The 16868-nt window shown below is 60.5% G+C and carries 17 protein-coding genes; 11 read left to right on the forward strand and 6 right to left on the reverse strand.

Annotated elements, in window-relative coordinates; translation table 11 throughout:
- Positions 1-75: 75 nt before the first annotated feature.
- On the reverse strand, positions 76-348 hold the full coding sequence (locus tag ACFR9U_RS14080) for a hypothetical protein (protein ID WP_247381801.1): 273 nt from the start codon (positions 346-348) through the stop codon (positions 76-78).
- Positions 349-770: 422 nt separating this feature from the next.
- Positions 771-1166 carry a hypothetical protein gene (locus ACFR9U_RS14085; protein WP_247381799.1) on the reverse strand — a complete coding sequence of 132 codons (396 nt, stop codon included), beginning with the start codon at positions 1164-1166 and terminating at the stop codon, positions 771-773.
- Between the two features lie 232 nt (positions 1167-1398).
- Between ACFR9U_RS14085 and ACFR9U_RS14090 the strand changes: the two genes are divergently transcribed.
- From ACFR9U_RS14090 to ACFR9U_RS14120, 7 genes are all read left to right on the forward strand, one after another.
- Positions 1399-1788 (forward strand): hypothetical protein, encoded by a 390-nt coding sequence (locus ACFR9U_RS14090; RefSeq protein WP_247381796.1) that lies wholly within the window; start codon positions 1399-1401, stop codon positions 1786-1788.
- A 675-nt stretch (positions 1789-2463) separates the two neighbouring features.
- Entirely contained in the window at positions 2464-2940 is a 477-nt protein-coding gene (locus ACFR9U_RS14095; protein WP_247381794.1) for a hypothetical protein, read from the forward strand.
- Between the two features lie 53 nt (positions 2941-2993).
- Positions 2994-4631 (forward strand): DUF8186 domain-containing protein, encoded by a 1638-nt coding sequence (locus tag ACFR9U_RS14100; protein WP_247381792.1) that lies wholly within the window; start codon positions 2994-2996, stop codon positions 4629-4631.
- A 155-nt stretch (positions 4632-4786) separates the two neighbouring features.
- Entirely contained in the window at positions 4787-5515 is a 729-nt protein-coding gene (locus ACFR9U_RS14105) for a COG1361 family protein (protein ID WP_247381790.1), read from the forward strand.
- Between the two features lies 1 nt (position 5516).
- Complete coding sequence (locus tag ACFR9U_RS14110; RefSeq protein ID WP_247381788.1) at positions 5517-6776, forward strand: hypothetical protein; 1260 nt, start codon at positions 5517-5519, stop codon at positions 6774-6776.
- Positions 6776-7795, forward strand: coding sequence for a hypothetical protein (locus ACFR9U_RS14115; RefSeq protein WP_282594427.1), 1020 nt, complete (start codon positions 6776-6778; stop codon positions 7793-7795). Before ACFR9U_RS14110 ends, ACFR9U_RS14115 begins: the two co-directional genes overlap by 1 nt.
- Entirely contained in the window at positions 7792-9783 is a 1992-nt protein-coding gene (locus ACFR9U_RS14120) for a VirB4 family type IV secretion system protein (protein ID WP_247381785.1), read from the forward strand. The genes ACFR9U_RS14115 and ACFR9U_RS14120 overlap by 4 nt, the downstream gene beginning before the upstream one ends.
- A gap of 103 nt (positions 9784-9886) precedes the next feature.
- Here the strand turns inward: ACFR9U_RS14120 and ACFR9U_RS14125 are convergent, their stop codons facing one another.
- Positions 9887-11287 (reverse strand): hypothetical protein, encoded by a 1401-nt coding sequence (locus tag ACFR9U_RS14125; RefSeq protein ID WP_247381782.1) that lies wholly within the window; start codon positions 11285-11287, stop codon positions 9887-9889.
- A gap of 853 nt (positions 11288-12140) precedes the next feature.
- Between ACFR9U_RS14125 and ACFR9U_RS14130 the strand changes: the two genes are divergently transcribed.
- The 3 genes from ACFR9U_RS14130 to ACFR9U_RS14140 all read left to right on the forward strand — a co-directional run bounded on the left by ACFR9U_RS14130 (position 12141) and on the right by ACFR9U_RS14140 (position 14446).
- The gene (locus ACFR9U_RS14130) at positions 12141-13637 is read left to right on the forward strand and encodes a lamin tail domain-containing protein (RefSeq protein ID WP_247381780.1); all 1497 of its coding nucleotides are present in this window, start codon (positions 12141-12143) and stop codon (positions 13635-13637) included.
- Positions 13634-13921, forward strand: a complete 288-nt coding sequence (locus ACFR9U_RS14135) for a DUF3006 family protein (RefSeq protein WP_247381778.1) — start codon at positions 13634-13636, stop codon at positions 13919-13921. Before ACFR9U_RS14130 ends, ACFR9U_RS14135 begins: the two co-directional genes overlap by 4 nt.
- Positions 13922-14107: 186 nt before the next feature.
- Positions 14108-14446, forward strand: coding sequence for a helix-turn-helix domain-containing protein (locus tag ACFR9U_RS14140; RefSeq protein WP_247381777.1), 339 nt, complete (start codon positions 14108-14110; stop codon positions 14444-14446).
- A 72-nt stretch (positions 14447-14518) separates the two neighbouring features.
- Here ACFR9U_RS14140 and ACFR9U_RS14145 read toward each other — a convergent pair whose 3' ends face one another.
- From ACFR9U_RS14145 to ACFR9U_RS14155, 3 genes are all read right to left on the reverse strand, one after another.
- Complete coding sequence (locus ACFR9U_RS14145; RefSeq protein ID WP_247381775.1) at positions 14519-14689, reverse strand: exodeoxyribonuclease VII small subunit; 171 nt, start codon at positions 14687-14689, stop codon at positions 14519-14521.
- A 75-nt stretch (positions 14690-14764) separates the two neighbouring features.
- The gene (locus ACFR9U_RS14150; RefSeq protein WP_247381773.1) at positions 14765-15184 is read right to left on the reverse strand and encodes an exodeoxyribonuclease VII large subunit; all 420 of its coding nucleotides are present in this window, start codon (positions 15182-15184) and stop codon (positions 14765-14767) included.
- Positions 15185-15344: 160 nt separating this feature from the next.
- Positions 15345-15863, reverse strand: a complete 519-nt coding sequence (locus tag ACFR9U_RS14155) for a hypothetical protein (RefSeq protein WP_247381771.1) — start codon at positions 15861-15863, stop codon at positions 15345-15347.
- Positions 15864-15997: 134 nt separating this feature from the next.
- Here ACFR9U_RS14155 and ACFR9U_RS14160 point away from each other — a divergent pair, with 134 nt between their 5' ends.
- Positions 15998-16822 (forward strand): HNH endonuclease signature motif containing protein, encoded by an 825-nt coding sequence (locus ACFR9U_RS14160; protein ID WP_247381769.1) that lies wholly within the window; start codon positions 15998-16000, stop codon positions 16820-16822.
- Positions 16823-16868 lie beyond the last annotated feature (46 nt).

The following is a 16868-nucleotide window of genomic DNA, read 5'->3' on the forward strand; positions in this document are numbered from 1 at the left end:
GGACAGTAGCCTCGGTGCTCACTATGCGTGCGTGTTAAGCACCGGGTTGGCTGCTGTCCAATCAATACATTTTGTTCAGATGCCAGGCACCGCAGAGAGAACAGTTCCGAGCAGAGTCAGACAGGCGGCACCGACTAACGTAAATAGGGCAGCAGCGGAGATTTCAAACTCATCAGGATCGGTTCGCAGTGATTGGTAGCCAGCACTGACAATCATCCCACCCCCACCGATTGTCATAAGCAGTACCGGAATACTATGGTCGCCAGCAATGAGCGATCGCACTGCTGGGAACCCCAGTGAAAGTCCGATCACTGAAAGTGCGCTGTTGTAGACGTACAACCGTTCCATAGGCATTTTCTCAACTCTTGCTTACTAATAGCTAAGGAAAAACGGACTCTTCCGCGCAGTTCGCATGCTCACTCGCCAGTCGTCGACTGCGCGAATACCCCTCTCAGGAGAACTCCGCCACTGCCGACAGCAAGTAATCCTCCGATAAATTGGAGGGCGGTCGACATAGAAACCCCAGAGACACTGGTTCCTGAAACTGCAAGGCTAAGCGATAATCCAACGATCATCGTGTACAATGCAGTCCGGTTCATGACCGGACATTTTGCTCGTTGGAGTTTAAAGACAAAGGTCTGACCGGTACATGAGCTGTACTGACCGGCCTCGCCCAAGAACCGGGTGTGATCTGGAACTGCTCAATAGAGCTGCGTACTGAGCAACCAAAGTAGATTGTCCACTGAGAGTGAGAGCAGTCCGAGTGGCCCTTAATCCACGACCGAATCCGCTGTCTCCGTCTTCATATGTTTTGACACAACTACTCTCGCGACAGTTCCAGCCAGCAGTATCAGAGCAATTCCCACAGCCACGCTGTACGATACAGCATCGGGGGCCATCGAGTCCAACGCCTGTAAGACCACTATCAATAACAGGACGAGCGGGAACTGTGTTGTATTCGGCAAGTCTCGAAACCACTCGTTGAATCCGGTGGCTTCGCCTATGATGTTCAACAGAACAAGCGTAAAGATTGTGTAAGCTACCACAACAATTGACAGTGGCTCTTGGAGAATAGACAGTAGATAGAGACAGGAGACACTGAACAAACCAAGGATCCCCGCCCTCCGCCAGCGGATGTCTCGATTCAGGCCGAGGTACCAATTCATACAAGCTCACTCACCTTTGTCGTTTCAGTGATGTAGTATCTTGTCCTCTATCTGGATTCGTCAAGTGTAATGAGAACTACCTATATTGACCAGGCGAGCAGCAGATCCGGTGCTCAATATGCGTGCGTATTCAGCATGTCGCATACGGAGAATCGGGGTCGTCTGATTCGGTCAGTAGAGACTGTGTAGTGATCACACAAAGCTTATCGCTGGATAATATTCATTCTCCAACATGACCGAACGTGGGGCAGATGAGACGAAGCAGCAACTACGTCTCGTCGGCCGACGAGTAATTGGGGTTGCAATTGTTGCAGTTGTCATCGCATACCCACCATCCGTTATTGGCCTCCAACCGCCTCTTGGTCTCGCTAGTATATTTCTCGCTGGTCTATCGCTTCTCATTGCCCTTATCGGAGGGATCATACTGGCCAGGGGGAAGACTGACCCGAAAAACGATCGTACCCACCGTGTGATGGTTCGCGCGCTAGTACCCGCTGTTTCAGTGGCTATGATTGGTCTATATCTCGTCTCTGTTGCCGGTCTTGGATCTTCCCTTGCTGTTGAGGCAACAGCAGTTGGATTTGCAATCGGGATCTTGGATGTCATGATGAGCTCAGTGTAGCACTGAGAAAATCTCTCCAATCGAACCGTGGACCTGCTGTAAGTACTCTGCTGCATAGAACCTCTGTACTGACCGTCCTCGCCCAAGAACCGGATGTGATCTGGAACTGCTCACTGTGCCTGCGAATTGAACACCACTGCCGCCGATTCACTGATCCCCAACGAAGTCCGAAATGAGTTCGATGATGATCCACAACGGAAGGAGATACATTAGCAAAATTGAGCCGATTTCGATTGCGCTGAATACCGGATTGTCAGTTCCGGGGGTTGTCACAATAAAGGTCATAACTACGAACCAGAGCGTAAGGACTTGGACCAATTCGTATCTATCCATCGTCACACGAATAGTGAATTTGTGCCCAGGCGTACTTTCTGATACGTTGACGGTCTGTACTGATCGCCTCAAGGATTTCGCGGGACGCTTTCTACGACATGCTGCTTTGTTTCGTCCCGTGTCTAGTACTGACCGAGCACTGCTTTCGACTCCATGACTAGAAAGTCCGTATTCACGACGCTGTTATGGAGTCATGCCCCATCCTGTGAGAGCCTGATTCTCTCGTTCATCACTGAATCCGACACCCCAGTCGCCAACTGCCACTCTCCGGCGAAACGCAGAAACTCCCTCAAATACAACCACCACAGTTAGATTTATTTCCCAATATGTGGGCGTACAATAATGAGTGCGCTCGCATCGGACCCCGAGGTGGGTGGGGGACGCGAGCGACCAAGTCTATCCATGCGCACGCTTAGTGACCTCTCAACTGCTGTCGTATCGACCGCAGCCCGAACTGACCGTCGCCTCCAGTGGTCAGGGCGGACCGCTGCCCTGAGTTGGCTCCTCCTGGGGGTGCTCGCAGTCGACCCTGTCCTGGCCCAGTCGACCGGGTCGGCGTTCTGTTCCTCCGACATGGCCGAGACCGCCCGCAACGTCTTCACCGTCATTCAGTTCGGTGGACCGCTCATCGGGGGAACGGTCTTCCTCGGAGCGACTGTGGCGATCCCGGTGGTCCGGCGGTCGGACCTGAAAAAGGAGTTCAAGGAACTCCGTAACCAGGGGTTGGTCTGGGGTGTGCTCGTGGCGCCACTCGCGACGGTCATCCTGCAGTTCCTGTTGAACAACGTCGTCGCAGGTGGGTCGAGTTGCGGGTTCTAACACTGCTCATGCTTGCCTGCACAACGACGGTGGTCTGCTCAGTGGGTGGGGCCATGACGGTCCCGGCTGCGGCGAGCGGCCCACCGAACGAGACGGATCACGGCGTCTCGAACGAGACGTTCCACACGCTCTGGGCCGGCGACCGCGACGAGTACGTGTCCGACGAGATGCTGACAGCGAACCGCTCGGCACTGGCCGCGCTGGCCAACGGGACGGACATCCCTCTGGACCGGCCACCGGGGGCCGTCGCCCAGTGGAATCGGGGCGATCACGACGAGTTCCCAGCGACGGGGCGGACCGCGGCAGTGCATCCGCCGCACGCGTCGCTTACCGACGGGCGATTCATCCGGGACGCCGGCGCCACCATCTTCGCGGTGACGCCCTCGACACGGGCGCGGCTGTCGGCGGCGGAGCAGCCGCTGTACGTCGCCCCGAACGGCACGGTTCGTGGGACCGTCGACTACCGCGTCTCGGTACCTGCCACGACGGGCCAGCCGGGTGATCGCGTCAGCTGGCAGCTCCTGCACCACAGCATCACCGACACACGGCTGCTCGTCAACGGGAGCGTCGTCGCGTCCGGTGAAGGATCGCGGACGCCGGCGCTGGCGTATGCGCATCTCCCGGGCCACGTCGATAATCGACGCCGACTCACGCTCGCCGCAGACGTCGAGGCGACGCTCGAACGCACCGCGGAGACCTGCGACGAGTGGGACAACGACACGTGTACGGACATCGAGCGGAACGTGACGGTCGTCACTGAATCGGTGACCGTCAACGACACCGTCACGGTCGTCCCGTACGATCTGGCGGTCTCCGGGTTCCGTGCCCGCTATCCGAACGGCGATCTCGGCTTGGTCGTCTACAAGAACCAGCCGTGGCTGGGGCACTCCCTTCCCGGTGGCTGGGTCCGCGGCGTCTGGCGGTTCTACGCGGCCCGGGACGCCCGCTGGGATACGCTGCGCAGGTATACAGCGAACGGGCAGTCACAGCGGGCGTCGCCACTGCAGCCCCTCCAGGTGCACGCCTATCCCTTCGAGCCAGGGCCGACGCCGTCCCAGCGCGACACGATCACCCTGCTCGCCAGCTACGGTGTCACCACGACCCCGCCGACGCTCCCCGAACACGTCAATCTGGACGTCCTGAACGAGAGCTATGCGGCGACGTACGGGCTGGCGAGCCGGACCGAGACGACCGACCACAACCTGTCGACCGTCGTCGCAACGGGGCTGGTGCGCGGGGTGACCGCCCAGGCACAGCCCGCTGATTTCGACGACCTCGCCATCAACCGGACGAACCTCACACTGCGAGTCGTCAACCGATCGGAGCAGCGACGGACGGTCGAAGCCACGCTGGTGGACGCCGCGACCGGTGCGCCGATCGACACGCGTGGTCGTGAGGGGTATCTGGTGATCGCCGGCGAGCGGGTCAACACCAGTGCGGATGGTACCGTTCGGGTCGTGGTGCCGGCGTCGACCGACGCCGTGTCGGCCCGTTACGAGCCCGGTGCCTGGTGGCGCAACACGCCTGGCTACACGGCTGCCTCCGACGTGGTCGCTATCGGCACGGGCGACCTCGCCTGGCTGCGCCTGTTGTATCAGTTCCTCGTTCCGGTGGGGATGTTCCTGCTGGGAGTGTATTTCATCGATCGGATCACCGGGTGGCGGATCTGGCCACCGTGGCGGGGTGTCTGAAGATGGACGGGAATCGACGACTGGACGGTGCGCCCGTCAGTACCCGGCGGTCACTGTTGCGGCTCGGTGCAGCGGCGGTGGCTGGCGGGGTGGCCGGTTGTTCTGGTGACTCGCCGGACTCGTCGGCCACCGCGACGACAGCTCCACGGCCGGACGTGATCGAGGCCATCGAGTTCGACGTCCAGCAGCTGGTCGTCCGGCTTCGTGAGGACCATTCGGTGTCGAAGCTCAACCTGATCGGCCCGGATGGGAGTCTGTACACGCAGACTTTCGTGGCAACTGGGGAGACGACCGCTCGCCTCCAGCTGATGGAAGTCATTCCTGACCTGGCAACCTCGGAGCACTACACGCCCGGGACCCACGAGCTGGTCCTCGTCTCTGGTGACGAGACCGAGTCGATCGAGATCGAGTTGCAACCTGATCTGGAGATCGTCGATGTCCAACAGCCGGAGCGAGAGCAGTATTCTGGCGATCCTGGACGCCTCGCCGTGACTGTCGCGAACCGAGGCAGTGCACCGACGTGGGTCCACGACGTTGAATACTCGAATGCTCCATATTATGGCGCCAACCATGACCTGGCTGATAACCCGGGTTTGATCACGTTCGAGGAGACGAGAGAGCCGACTGAGCTGATTATTCCACCTGGGGAGACCAGGAGCTATATTGGAACATCGACGCCACTCCTGTTCTCTGAGAAAGACCATTCATCCTGTGGCAGTGGCTCCTATCAATTGACAATTCACGTCGGGACTGGGTCTGGAGGTGCAATTCAGAGACAGGTTCAGGTATCTTCTGGTGGCTCTGACATCTCCACGGGATTTCGAGGGCAGTTCACTTGCAGCGACAACGAGGTAACGCTCCTTCCGACAACCGGGGACTCTTGATATGCCTGACTTTGGTGCCCTGGGCGACGTGATTGTCGCGGCAATAAAAGAGCTGCTCACGCAGTTGTTCAATCCGGTCACGAATGTTATTGAACAGCATGTAAGCAAGTTAGTCGAATTAATCGTAGACACGCCCTATCCAGACGCAATCTACACTGCGCCGTCAAACGGATCCTGGCCCGGCATTTACACCTACTACTGGGATTCGATCATCCCGCTGGCTCTGTTCCTCTGGGCCATGTCGATCGGGCTGGTCATCTTTTTCGAGTCAACCAGTCACCTGTTCACCAGCTATCACCGCACGAAACTCAAGAAGCGGGCGTTCTCTGGGCTCTTAGGTATCCTCGCTTGGTGGTGGATGGCAGCACTCTCGCTGCGGTTCGTGAGTGCGCTGGCGACGTTCATCTCTCCGGAGTTGTCGAACGTCACGCTGTTCGAGACACTGTCGTTCACGTCGATGAGCGTCCTCGGGACGGTCTTTGCGCTGATGGCTGATTTCACCCTCTTCGCGCTGTTAGGCCTGATCTATCTCACTCGCGAACTCGTCCTCTATCTGTTCGTCCTGCTGATGCCGATCCTGATCGCGCTGTGGATTCCAGGGGTCGGTCCGTTCACGCTCGTCTCGCGATTCGTCCGCCGGCTCGCGGGATTTTACGTCCCGTTCCTGTTCATGACGGTGCCGGTGGCGGTCCTCTTCCGGTTGGGCGAACTGGTTGGATTGGGGGCCGACCTCTCGATGGGTGGCGTCGGCCAGTGGCTGGTGGCACTGGTTATCCCACTCCTTGCAGTGCTCTCGCCGATCGTCCTGGTCTGGCAGGCTGGGGCCGTCTTTTTCGTCGCCGACCGGGCGTCCAGGCACTTCTCCAGAGAACGCGCTCGGCAGCGAACGGCACGGGCCCGGGAGAAAGGCGCCGAGACGGTCCAGGGCGGCCGGAACTTCGTCCGCGGTGCACAGGGGAAACCGGCAGTCGATCGCGACGGCCAGTACAAGCTGGACCACGGCGACTCCCGTGCCCATGCGGCTGGGGCGAAAGTGTCGCAGTCGACGACGCGGCTGGTGTCGGTATTCGATCAGGATGGCGACAGTGGCGACGGCTCCGGTGGCTCGGGTGGGACCGGTGGCGGCGATGGCACGGCTGGCACGGACGCTGGGGACGGCCAGGGGTACAATCGGACGAGCAACTTCGAGACGCTCCGCGACCGTGGCGGCTCGGGCGGCCGCGACGGGGCGGACGACGACCGACCGCGCTACATCAACTGATGTCACAGGATCGTTCTGCTGCGAAACGCGTACCGAATTCGTTGAACACTGACGCCAGGGTATTTGGCCGCTTCTCACTCGGTGACGTGGCGGTGGCCCTCCTGCCTGGCGTGGTAGTCGTCCTCTGTACGCAGGTGGTGTTGCCGCCTGGCATGCAGGTGGCGGGCTACCCCGTGCAGGCACTCACGCTCCCGGTCGCCGGGCTGGCGATCGCCGGTGGGGCAATCCTCGTCGCGGCGACGCCAACTTACACGGACAGTCTCGACTGGCTGGGGATGCTGCTCGGGTACGTTCGCTCGGACACGGACCAGCAGCACCACGAGGCGGCGGCTGCCACGCAGGTCGAGCGAATCCATCCCGACCACGACGCCATCGAACGAACGGACGGCGCGCTGGTCGCGCTGGTCCACGTCGACCCACCGAACATGGCGCTAGCGACCAACGAGGAGTGGGCCCAGAAGGCGACCGCCTTCCAGGAGTTCCTCAACACCGTCGTGGAGTTCCCCATCCAGATCTACTCGACGACACAGCAGTTCCCCGTCGACGAGTATCTCGCCCACTACGAGGCCCGCCTCGACGATCCGGACGTCGAGGCGAACCCACAGCTGGAAGCGCTGATCGACCGCTACGTCGAGTGGTATCGAGCGGATCTGGAACGCCGGCAGATGACCATCCGCGACCACTACGTCATCGTACCAGTGACGCCCGACGAGGTGCAGTTCGACCGGGCGAGCGTCCTCTGGAACCTCGCGGGGCTGCCGGTGGTGGGACTGTTCGTACGGGCCGCACTCGCGCCTGCCGCCGAAACCCAGCAGGCGGCCATGATCGAGGAGCTCGGCCAGCGGGTCGATCGCGTGCGGCGAGGGCTGCGTGAGATCGACGGCTGTGGGTCAAGTCGCGTCGCTGCATCGGAGGCCACCGAACTCCTCGCCTCCTACTGGGCCGGTGAGGACGTCCGGTACGATGCGACCGAGCAGGTGATCCGCTCGCAACCGATCGTCGGCGGTGGTCGACAATGAGCAGTGACGGCCTGACGCGGGAAGACGGTGAAACCGTCGACGAGGACGAACAACCAGCGGAGTCCGTGGAGGACGACGCGGAGAGGGGCAGTCAGTCGCCCATTCCCGAGGACGTCAGTGACGAGTCGCCGTCCATCTCGTTCGACTACGACTTCTCCACGGCGGGGCTGGAGTCGGTGTCGGACTCGCACGCTTCGGTGGTGGCACCCTCGTCGCTGGACGTCCAGCCAGGGGTGGTGCGGACCGGCCAGGACTGGACGCGAACGCTCTGGATCGGGGAGTTCGCCGACGCCCCGGCCGATGGCTTCCTCGAACAACTGTACGCCAGGGGTGAGACGCGGTCGACGGACGTCTCGATTCACATCGACCCGCGTGAGACACAGGCGACGCTCGCCTCCCTGGAGAATCGCCTGGAGGACATGGAGGCCGAGTACGAGTACCTCCAGGAGAAACACCGGGCGAGTGCCCGTGGCATCCAACGTGATCTGGAGGACTATCGCGACCTGTACGACACGCTGCGGAACACGTCGATGCGAGCGTTCGACGTCTCGATGTACCTCACCGTCAGAAGTGACGACCGCGACGATCTGGATGCCGATCCGGTCCGGAAGACCGCCCGGCGCGCTCCGGCGAACCTGACGCCGGTGACGCCCCGGTGGTCACAGCGTGACGCATTGGTTTCGACGAGCCCGATCGGCGTGGACAAACTGAACGAGTCGGTTGATGCGACGACGCCCATGCTCGGCGGTGCTGTGGGGGCGATGTTTCCGTTCATCTCCGGGGCGTTCGCCGAGCAGGGGATCGAGTACGGAACGTACGCACTGAACGAGAGCCCGCTCATCCTCGATCGATTCAACCGGGAGACGGGCTACTGTACGATGGTGATCGGCCAACTCGGCGCAGGCAAGTCCTTCTCGACGAAACTCCAGCTCGTTCGCCGCGCGATGTACGATCCCGACACGATCCTCGTCATGCTGGACCCAATGCGCGGGTTTGACGGCGTCAACGACGCGCTCGGTGGCGAACGGATCACCGTCGGCGGGCGTCGCGGGTTCAACCCACTGGATCTGCAGGCCACTCCGCAGGACGTGTTGGCGGACGTGCCGGACCTGGACCCGTGGGCCGAGCAGATCGCCTGGGTGCTAACCTTCTTCGAGACGTTCTTCACACACGTCGCGAGCAACCCGCTGGGTGAGCGCAAGCAGACGCTTCGGCGCGCAGTGCAAGAGGCGTACGAGCGCCGCGGGTTGACGCGTGATCCGTCGACGCACGATCGTGACTCACCCACCGTCCGGGACGTCATCGCCGTGCTGGAGGACATGCTCGACGACCCCACGGCGTTCGGCTATCCGACGCCGGGCGAACAGGAGCGGGTCCGGAGCGACGCCCAGTCGTTGCTGACCGACCTGCGGCCGTCCTTTCGTGAGGATGGAGACCTCGCGAACCTCGCGCGGGAGACGGAGTTCGACCTCGACGCGCCGGTGATCTATCTCGATCTCCACCAGGAGGAGGGTGCGCGTGGCCGGACCGAGACCAGCCTCATGATGTCGGTGCTGTTCAACGCGGTGTACGAGCGTGCCAAGCAGACGGACAAGCGCGTGCTGTTCGCCATCGACGAGGCCCACTACCTGATGAACGACGCCACCTCCCTGGAGTTCCTGGAGATGGCCGTCCGGCACAGTCGCCACTACGACCTGTCGATCCAGTTCATCACCCAGACCGGCGGGGAGTTCACACTGACCCCGGAGGCACGAACGATCGCGAACCTCTGTTCGATGACGCTGCTTCATCGCGTGAACGAAGAGGCCGAGAAGGTCGCCGAGTGGTTCGGCTTGAGTGAGCGGGAGGTCAACTGGGTCCGGACTGCGAAAGCGGGCAACGATGATGACAACTACTCCGAGGCGCTGCTCGGGATCGACGAGGAAGGGTGGTTCCCGCTGCGGGTGCGGGCGAGCGAGTTCGAGGCCGAGGTGTTGGGCTCGGAGTGACGGGTGTCGAATCCTGATCTAGGGACCGAACGACCGGCTCTTTCTAGACTGAACAGGGGACATACTACGGGATCGCACTGGCGTCACTGCCGCCGGTGACGTTTCAATCAGCGGTGGCTTCGTCGGTCGTGCTCTCTGGGTTCGATTCGGTGGCCGTCGACACCCGTGCAGTGAGCGCTGCGAGCGGAAGGGAAAGGACGGCCGCGGCGATGGCCCCTCCCACCGTGAGCATGAGGACGAGCATCCATGGCCGTGAATCGTAGGGGACGAACACCATGCCGGCGAGTGCAAAGGCGATGGTTCCGCCAAGGATGGCGTGCACCTGCCGGTCACGGGCGATCTCCAGGCCGAATGCAGGGGCGATGACCACTGGCAGGAGGAAGGTGGCCCCGTAGAGCGCCCCTAAAATGACCTTCTCGGTCGCCGGATCACCCAGGCCGTAGCCAACGGTGAGTCCGATGACGCCGACCATGCTGGCAGCCGCGACACCCAGACAGCCACGAAGCGTTCGCAAGCACGCTGGGCGGACGGCTGCAACGCTCCCGGTGATGAGGTAGATCAGTGCCGGGCCGGCCACCCAGACCGGCCCGTTATCGAGAGCACCGAACCCGGCGATAACCAGCCCGAGCACACCGAGCCCGACGATCCCGAGCGCGAATTCGTCTTGCGGGATGGCACTCGCTCGGACTCGCCAGGTGAGAGCCGAGACGCCGACGAGCAATCCGGCGTAGACGGCGGCCGCCGGCAGCACGAACGCCATCACGTTATCCAGCCAAATGGGGGCCGTCGCAAGCGCCAGCGCTGCGTCAGCGTGATAGGCGTGCGTCGACGGGTCACTGAACGCGACGTAGACGTCCTCATAAAAGCCCCACCGGTCGTCACCTGTGGCGCCAGGCCAGGTCACCGTTCGATTCTCAACCGTAGGTTTGCTCTCTGGCTCGCTGTACTCTCCTTCGAACGGTGCCTGGGGGTTGTTGACGACGGCTGTTCCGGGTGGCCCGACGATAGTGAACCGGTCAGCAGTCGAGAGCCAGCCACCACGGATCCCGTCGCTATGGAGGTAGTCAACGACGAGAATGCCGAGGTGGCGGGTCCCGGCGTCGGGATCGCGGAACCGAATCGTAAGGGTTCGGTTCGCGAGGTGGGCGCCTTGGAACGTGACGGTCCCCTCTTCGTACACGTGTGGGAGGCCCCAGCCGTCGGCCGCTGCCCGCTGGCCAAGTGACTCGACGCGGTCGGGATGGTCGGCCAGACGAGTGGCATTGGCGGCGGCCAGTCGGTTTCGAACCACCCAGGTGGCCGAGCCGTTCTCGTGGACGGTGATGGTGGCCGTGCTCTGGGTGACGTTGAGCTGGATCGCCTCTTCGTCGGCGATTTCTTCGAACGAGGAGCCACATGCGCCACACACCGGGTCTGGCTGCGGGCTGGCTAGGACGGCAGGTGCAGCGCCGAGCAGGAAGACGAAGGTGACAAGGAGGATGAGGGGAGCCGCGGTGCGAGACATGCGTATCGGGGAATGTTGGTTATTCAATAAGTGTCTTCTGCACGTTCGGGTTACGGCTTCGGCACTCCTGGTCGGCACGTGGAGTGCATCGACTGACTCAGAACTGCCGGTTCACCTCTGCTGACGCGCTCAGTATAGGTTCTTCAATGAGTACTCCAACAGCGGATCGTTGAAGTTGAAGGCCTGACATTAGTACTGCTACCCAATACCATAAGTACCGACATTACTCATGAATCGTAAAGGAAAACACTCGCCAGTCAAATGATACCTCTCTCATTTTCCATAAAATGCTGCTAAATGATAGATTGCCAAACTCGCTTGATTCTGGCCAGCGATCCGGGATTATCGCATGTCTGGTGATCTTGATCAGTCTCCTAGTGCCCTGGCGGTATCACGTTGGTGTCGGTCACAGAACCGTGATTGGCCTTCATGAACAGTATGGCCTCTGGCTGGCACTCCTGGCGGTGGTCGCCGGAATTGCAGTCCTCCGTGTGACATGGCGTCCTCTTTTGATTGGTCTGTTCAGTCTCGTCGGGCTTGCGAACTCCTACGTCGCGGTGACGGCCTATGACAAAATCCATGGAGTGACGAAACTGCCTCTGGCCTCATGGATGGAACCTGGTTTTGGTGTCTATCTATTCGGTTTTGGAACAGTCCTCGTGTTCCTCACTGTACTCGAATTGATTCTTGAGACAGACGACCCATCTCTACCAAGTTTTGGAACCCGTAGATAGACATACTCAGTAAGCAGACATACTGTGCTGCCTCTGAGGCTATCGGGGTTGAAAATCCCATATGCGGTATTGGATGGTGCCTCCGTCAAACCTATTCGCGCCGGCCTCAACTACCACGCATGTCGAGACGTGCAATCGTGGTCGTTGCGATGGTCGCGGTGGTCGCTCTGGCTGGCTGTGCTGGTGATCCGGGTGCGCCCACCACGACCGCACCGGGCACGGCACCCACGACACCAGCGGAGACGGCCAGCGATGGGACACCGACGGCGCCGGTGAATCCCTTGATACAACACGAGCCGAACGGCACACTGGACGTGCATTTTATCAACACCGGCCTCGGGACGAGCACGCTCATCGTCGGGCCGACCAACGAGACGCTACTCATCGACTCTGGCGACTGGCAGGACGACGGGGAGCACGTCCTCGCGTATCTCCAGGCCCACGACATCGATCGCCTGGACTACCTCGTGTCGACCCACGCCGACGCGGACCACATCGGCGGGCAAGCGGCGGTCATCGAGTACGTCGAGACCGAAGGGGAGGGCGTCGGCGCCGTGTACGATCCCGGCATCACGGCCAGTACGCAGACGTACGAGCGGTATCTCGACGCGATCGAGCAGTACGACGTGACGCTGTACGAGACGCGGGCCGGTGACTCGATCCCCATGGCCGGCACCGAGCTGGACGTACTGGCCCCACCGGAGCCATCTCTCGCGAGCGGGGACCGCAACGAGAACAGCATCGTCCTCCGGCTCGGGTTTGGCCAGTCGAGTTTCCTGTTGCCCGGGGATGCAGCGACGGACGGCGAGGAGTATCTCACGTCGGAGTACGGCACGGCACTGAACGTGTCCGTGTTGCTGGCTGGCCACCACGGGAGCAAGTCGAGTTCCAGCGAGCAGTTCCTGGACGGTGTCGCGCCACGCGTCGCGGTGATTTCGAGTCCGTACGACTCCCAGTACGGGCATCCCCACGAGGAAGTCCTCCAACGGTTGGCGGCCCGGTCGGTCACGACCTACTGGACGGCGACCCACGGCGATATCGTGCTGACGAGTAACGGCTCGGCGATTTCGGTGGCCACCCAGCAGCAGGCGCCAACGGCGCCGCTCGACCTGCGGGACGGGTCGGCGATCGAACCGGAGACGGGTGGTGACGTCACGGTGCGGACGGTGGTCGACGTCGCTGGTGGCCAGCAGGTCGTCACTGACGGGGGGACGGCGACACCGGATGCGGACGGGACTGCAACACCCACTGAGCTGGCACCGTCGACCGATGAGGCCCCGTCGGGAGCGCTGTCGATCGCCGAGATCCACGCGGACGCTTCGGGTGACGAGTACGACAATTTGAACGACGAGTACGTCGTCTTCGAGAACACGGGTGAGCAGTCGGTGGATCTCTCCGGGTGGACGCTGTCGGACGACGCAGATCACGTCTACACGTTCCCGGATGGGTTCGTGTTGGAGCCGGGTGCGACGGTGACCGTCCATACGGGGAGCGGGACGGACTCGGCGACCGACCTGTACTGGGGATCGGACGCGCCGGTCTGGAACAACGGCGGTGACACGGTGACCGTTCGCGATGCGAACGGGGACGTGGTGATCGAGGAGAGCTACTCATGACCGAGATTACGGATGGCACGTACACGGCGGTGGTGGATCGCTTCGAGGAGGATCTGGCAGTGGTGCTTGTGGAAGGTGAGGAGGAGTTGGTCGGGGAGCTGGTGGTCGAGACCGAGTCGTTGCCCGCCGATGGGCAGCACGTCGATGCAGTCCTGACGGTGGTTGTTGAAGACGGGGAGCTGGACGACGTGGCGTACGACGAGGCGGAGACGACTGAGCGGGCAGAAGACGCACAGTCGCGCTTCGACCAGTTGTCCGAACGGCCGTCGTCAAACGAGGAGTAAGTGCTGATATCCTCTTTAGGTGATGTGTGTGTCCGGGAACGACTCTCCAAAGCCGTCTCGATGCACTCTTTCCTTCGTTGTACAGCCTTCCTCGGTGCTGTGACGAGCTAAAACCCTGTTAAAGCCTGCCCACTCAATTGTGGCACCTGAGTAACACCTTTGTGGGGTGCGAGCAATGTCTCACGTATGTCGAATGCTGATCGGTGCGCGGATCCAACCCGGGACGAAATCGAGGCGCGACGGACGGAACTCTTAGCAGATGAACCACTCGTCCACGTGTTCTCACGGCCAGCGGTCTCGAAAATCCTCTCGGTGTTGATCCCTGCGTATGAGGCCATGTCCGTCAGTGCGCTTGCCCGCCAGGCAGACGTTTCGCCGAACACAGTTCGGAACTGTCGTGATATCCTGCTTGAGCACAATCTCATCGAGCATACTGGTGATAAGGGTGGCGCATCTTACTACCGCGCAAAGATGGACAGCGAAGAGATGCAGGCTGTCGTCGACCTTCACGGTGCATTGCGGTAACAGCGGTACTTCCTCGATCGGCTTCCGAGATTCCCATCGCAGTGCGGGCAGCACCTCTCCTGCCATTGGTTGCTATTGTTCCAGAATCTCGGCATCCCCGATATCGAGGTCGCTTTCCAGACTCGCGAGCAGCTCCTTGCCTTCGTCCCGGAGTTGCTTGGCCTCGCCCAGCGAGACCTCCCCGGCTTCCAGTTGGTCGATGATCTCCTCGACGCGGGCCACCTTCTCGTCGATCGTCGCCAAGTTGTTGGTAATTCGATCTCTTTATTCAACCGAGGACGTGCCGTAAGACCGTCCCGGGCATCATTGTGCCCGTCATCACGTATAAACCTGAGCGTGGATGCTTTCCCCGACTGCGTAATAATCTAATATCTGCGATGAGAGTTGTCCTCGGGGAGCGTAGTACTGGAGGTCGCCCTGGACGAGTGCCCGCATGTCGTCGTCGGGGTCATCGAAGAGCTGTGAACGGCGGAAGTTGAAGGCGACACACTGGAGTTCGCAGTTCTCGCCTTCGAGTGTGAAGTACAGGTGGCCGCTGCTGCTCTCGGAGGGCCCGGAGATGTCGCCCAGGATGTAGTCGTGGTGGAGGCCATCGCTGGTGTCGACGAGCGTTTCGACTTGCTTGCTGAGTTCGGCAACCGTGACGACGTCGGCGTCGTCGGGGAGGTCGTCGGTGACGTCCGGTGGGAGCGTGGGCTGGTCGTCGTGAGGGTCGTCGGTACCCGCGCCGTCTGCCATTAGTGGTGATATATCTGTGGCTGGTAATAACGGTGGTTGGTCGGAGGGGTTTCGGCGATCAGTTGGGAGAGATTATGTTTGAAGACTAGTTGGCAGAAGGTGAGTGTTCACTGGGTATGCGTATATGGCATATCTCAATAATCTTCCACATAGTATTCCTTCAAGACAGACCATTACCTGATTCGTCATCTTTGCAGAGTAATCCTTTCTCGACCATTTCTTGATGAACATCTTCTACCAGATATCGATGATATCGTTTTTCCATACCACCAACCGAATAGTCCCACCATGAGTAGATCTCAAAATCAAGATGTCTTCTGATACGCCTGGCCGCACCACTACCATGTTGCTCGTTTAAGGACCCATCTTCAGGTGAATCATGGTGGATTTTAGATCGCTTCAGTTCCCCATCTTCTAGCCAGTAGACGCTTCCCGATGCTGTATCTGTGGTATCGCACGACGACATGAACCCAACTCTTGAGACAGCATTACTGACGGTTAGTAAGTCAGAAACAATAGACCGGTTGTCAGATGGATGGACACCTGAATGAATAACTACATGACACTCGTCTGGCTGTTTTGGGCGAACCAGCTCATCACACTCTTCTACAAAAGATACAACATCCTCTGCAGCACCAGGGTCAGAGAGTTCGACAGTGAATGTGTATAGAGTGCTCACACGCCACGTCTAACTTGGATTTCAAAAAACATTCTGTCCCAATTGATCCCCCTGTATTGAGTAGTCGGTTCTCGATTGGTATCACTGCCCGATTGTGACATAAGAATAATCAATGTGAGAGACACGTATCCGGCATGGGCGTCGTTCGGCGAGAGGGTCAGTGGCGGTTGCACAAACGGGCTGAGGGCGTCTACGAAGTGACGCACAAGGACCGTATCGAACTGAAGATCGTCACCGACGACTACCGGCCGACTGGCGTTGGCGATGCCCGGGACGATATGACCGTTCCAGTGCGTGAGGTGTCATCGTTCAATGACGCCGAGGCACTGTTCGAGGACATGGTTGCTGGCCGGTCCGCGGGTGGTGGACTCGGTACTGCGCAACCGATGGCCGGTAGTAGTGGCCTCGATCTGGATTTGTCACAGGGTGAGGGAGACGCGGATTGGGAGGATCTGCCACCAGGCGGCGTGCTCCTGGTCGGGGTGATCGCCGGTGGTCTTTTCCTCTCACAGACCGGCTTCGATACCAGCAATCCGGTCTTCTTCCTTGGCGTGGGACTGCTGGGGGTTGGTATCGTCGTTTCCGGGCTGGCATACCGTGAGTATCAGCAGGACGGGTTTGGAGCGGCTCTGGACTACCTCGTGACGACTGGCGATGATGATGGGTCGGGAGCAACGGATGCCGACGACCCGGACCGGACACCGCCAACGCCGGAGACCCTGAAGAACGAGCTGATCTTCGATCGTGCCGGCCAGCAGTGTGAGTGGTGCGAGGAGCACACGGACAATCCGGAAGTCCATCACATCGAACCGCGTGCCGAGGGTGGGCCAAACGAGCCCGAGAACCTGATCGTCCTCTGTCCCAACCATCATCGGCTTGCCGACAACGGTGGGCTCACTCGTACGAAGCTCAAGGCCAAGGTGTCTAGGCAGATGGCAGACTGGTCGCGGGCGGATTGAACGAATCTCGACTGGTCTCTGGCTCTGCTTGCTTGTTTCGGTGACC

Source organism: Halorientalis brevis (assembly GCF_042678165.1).
Lineage (GTDB): Archaea > Halobacteriota > Halobacteria > Halobacteriales > Haloarculaceae > Halorientalis > Halorientalis brevis.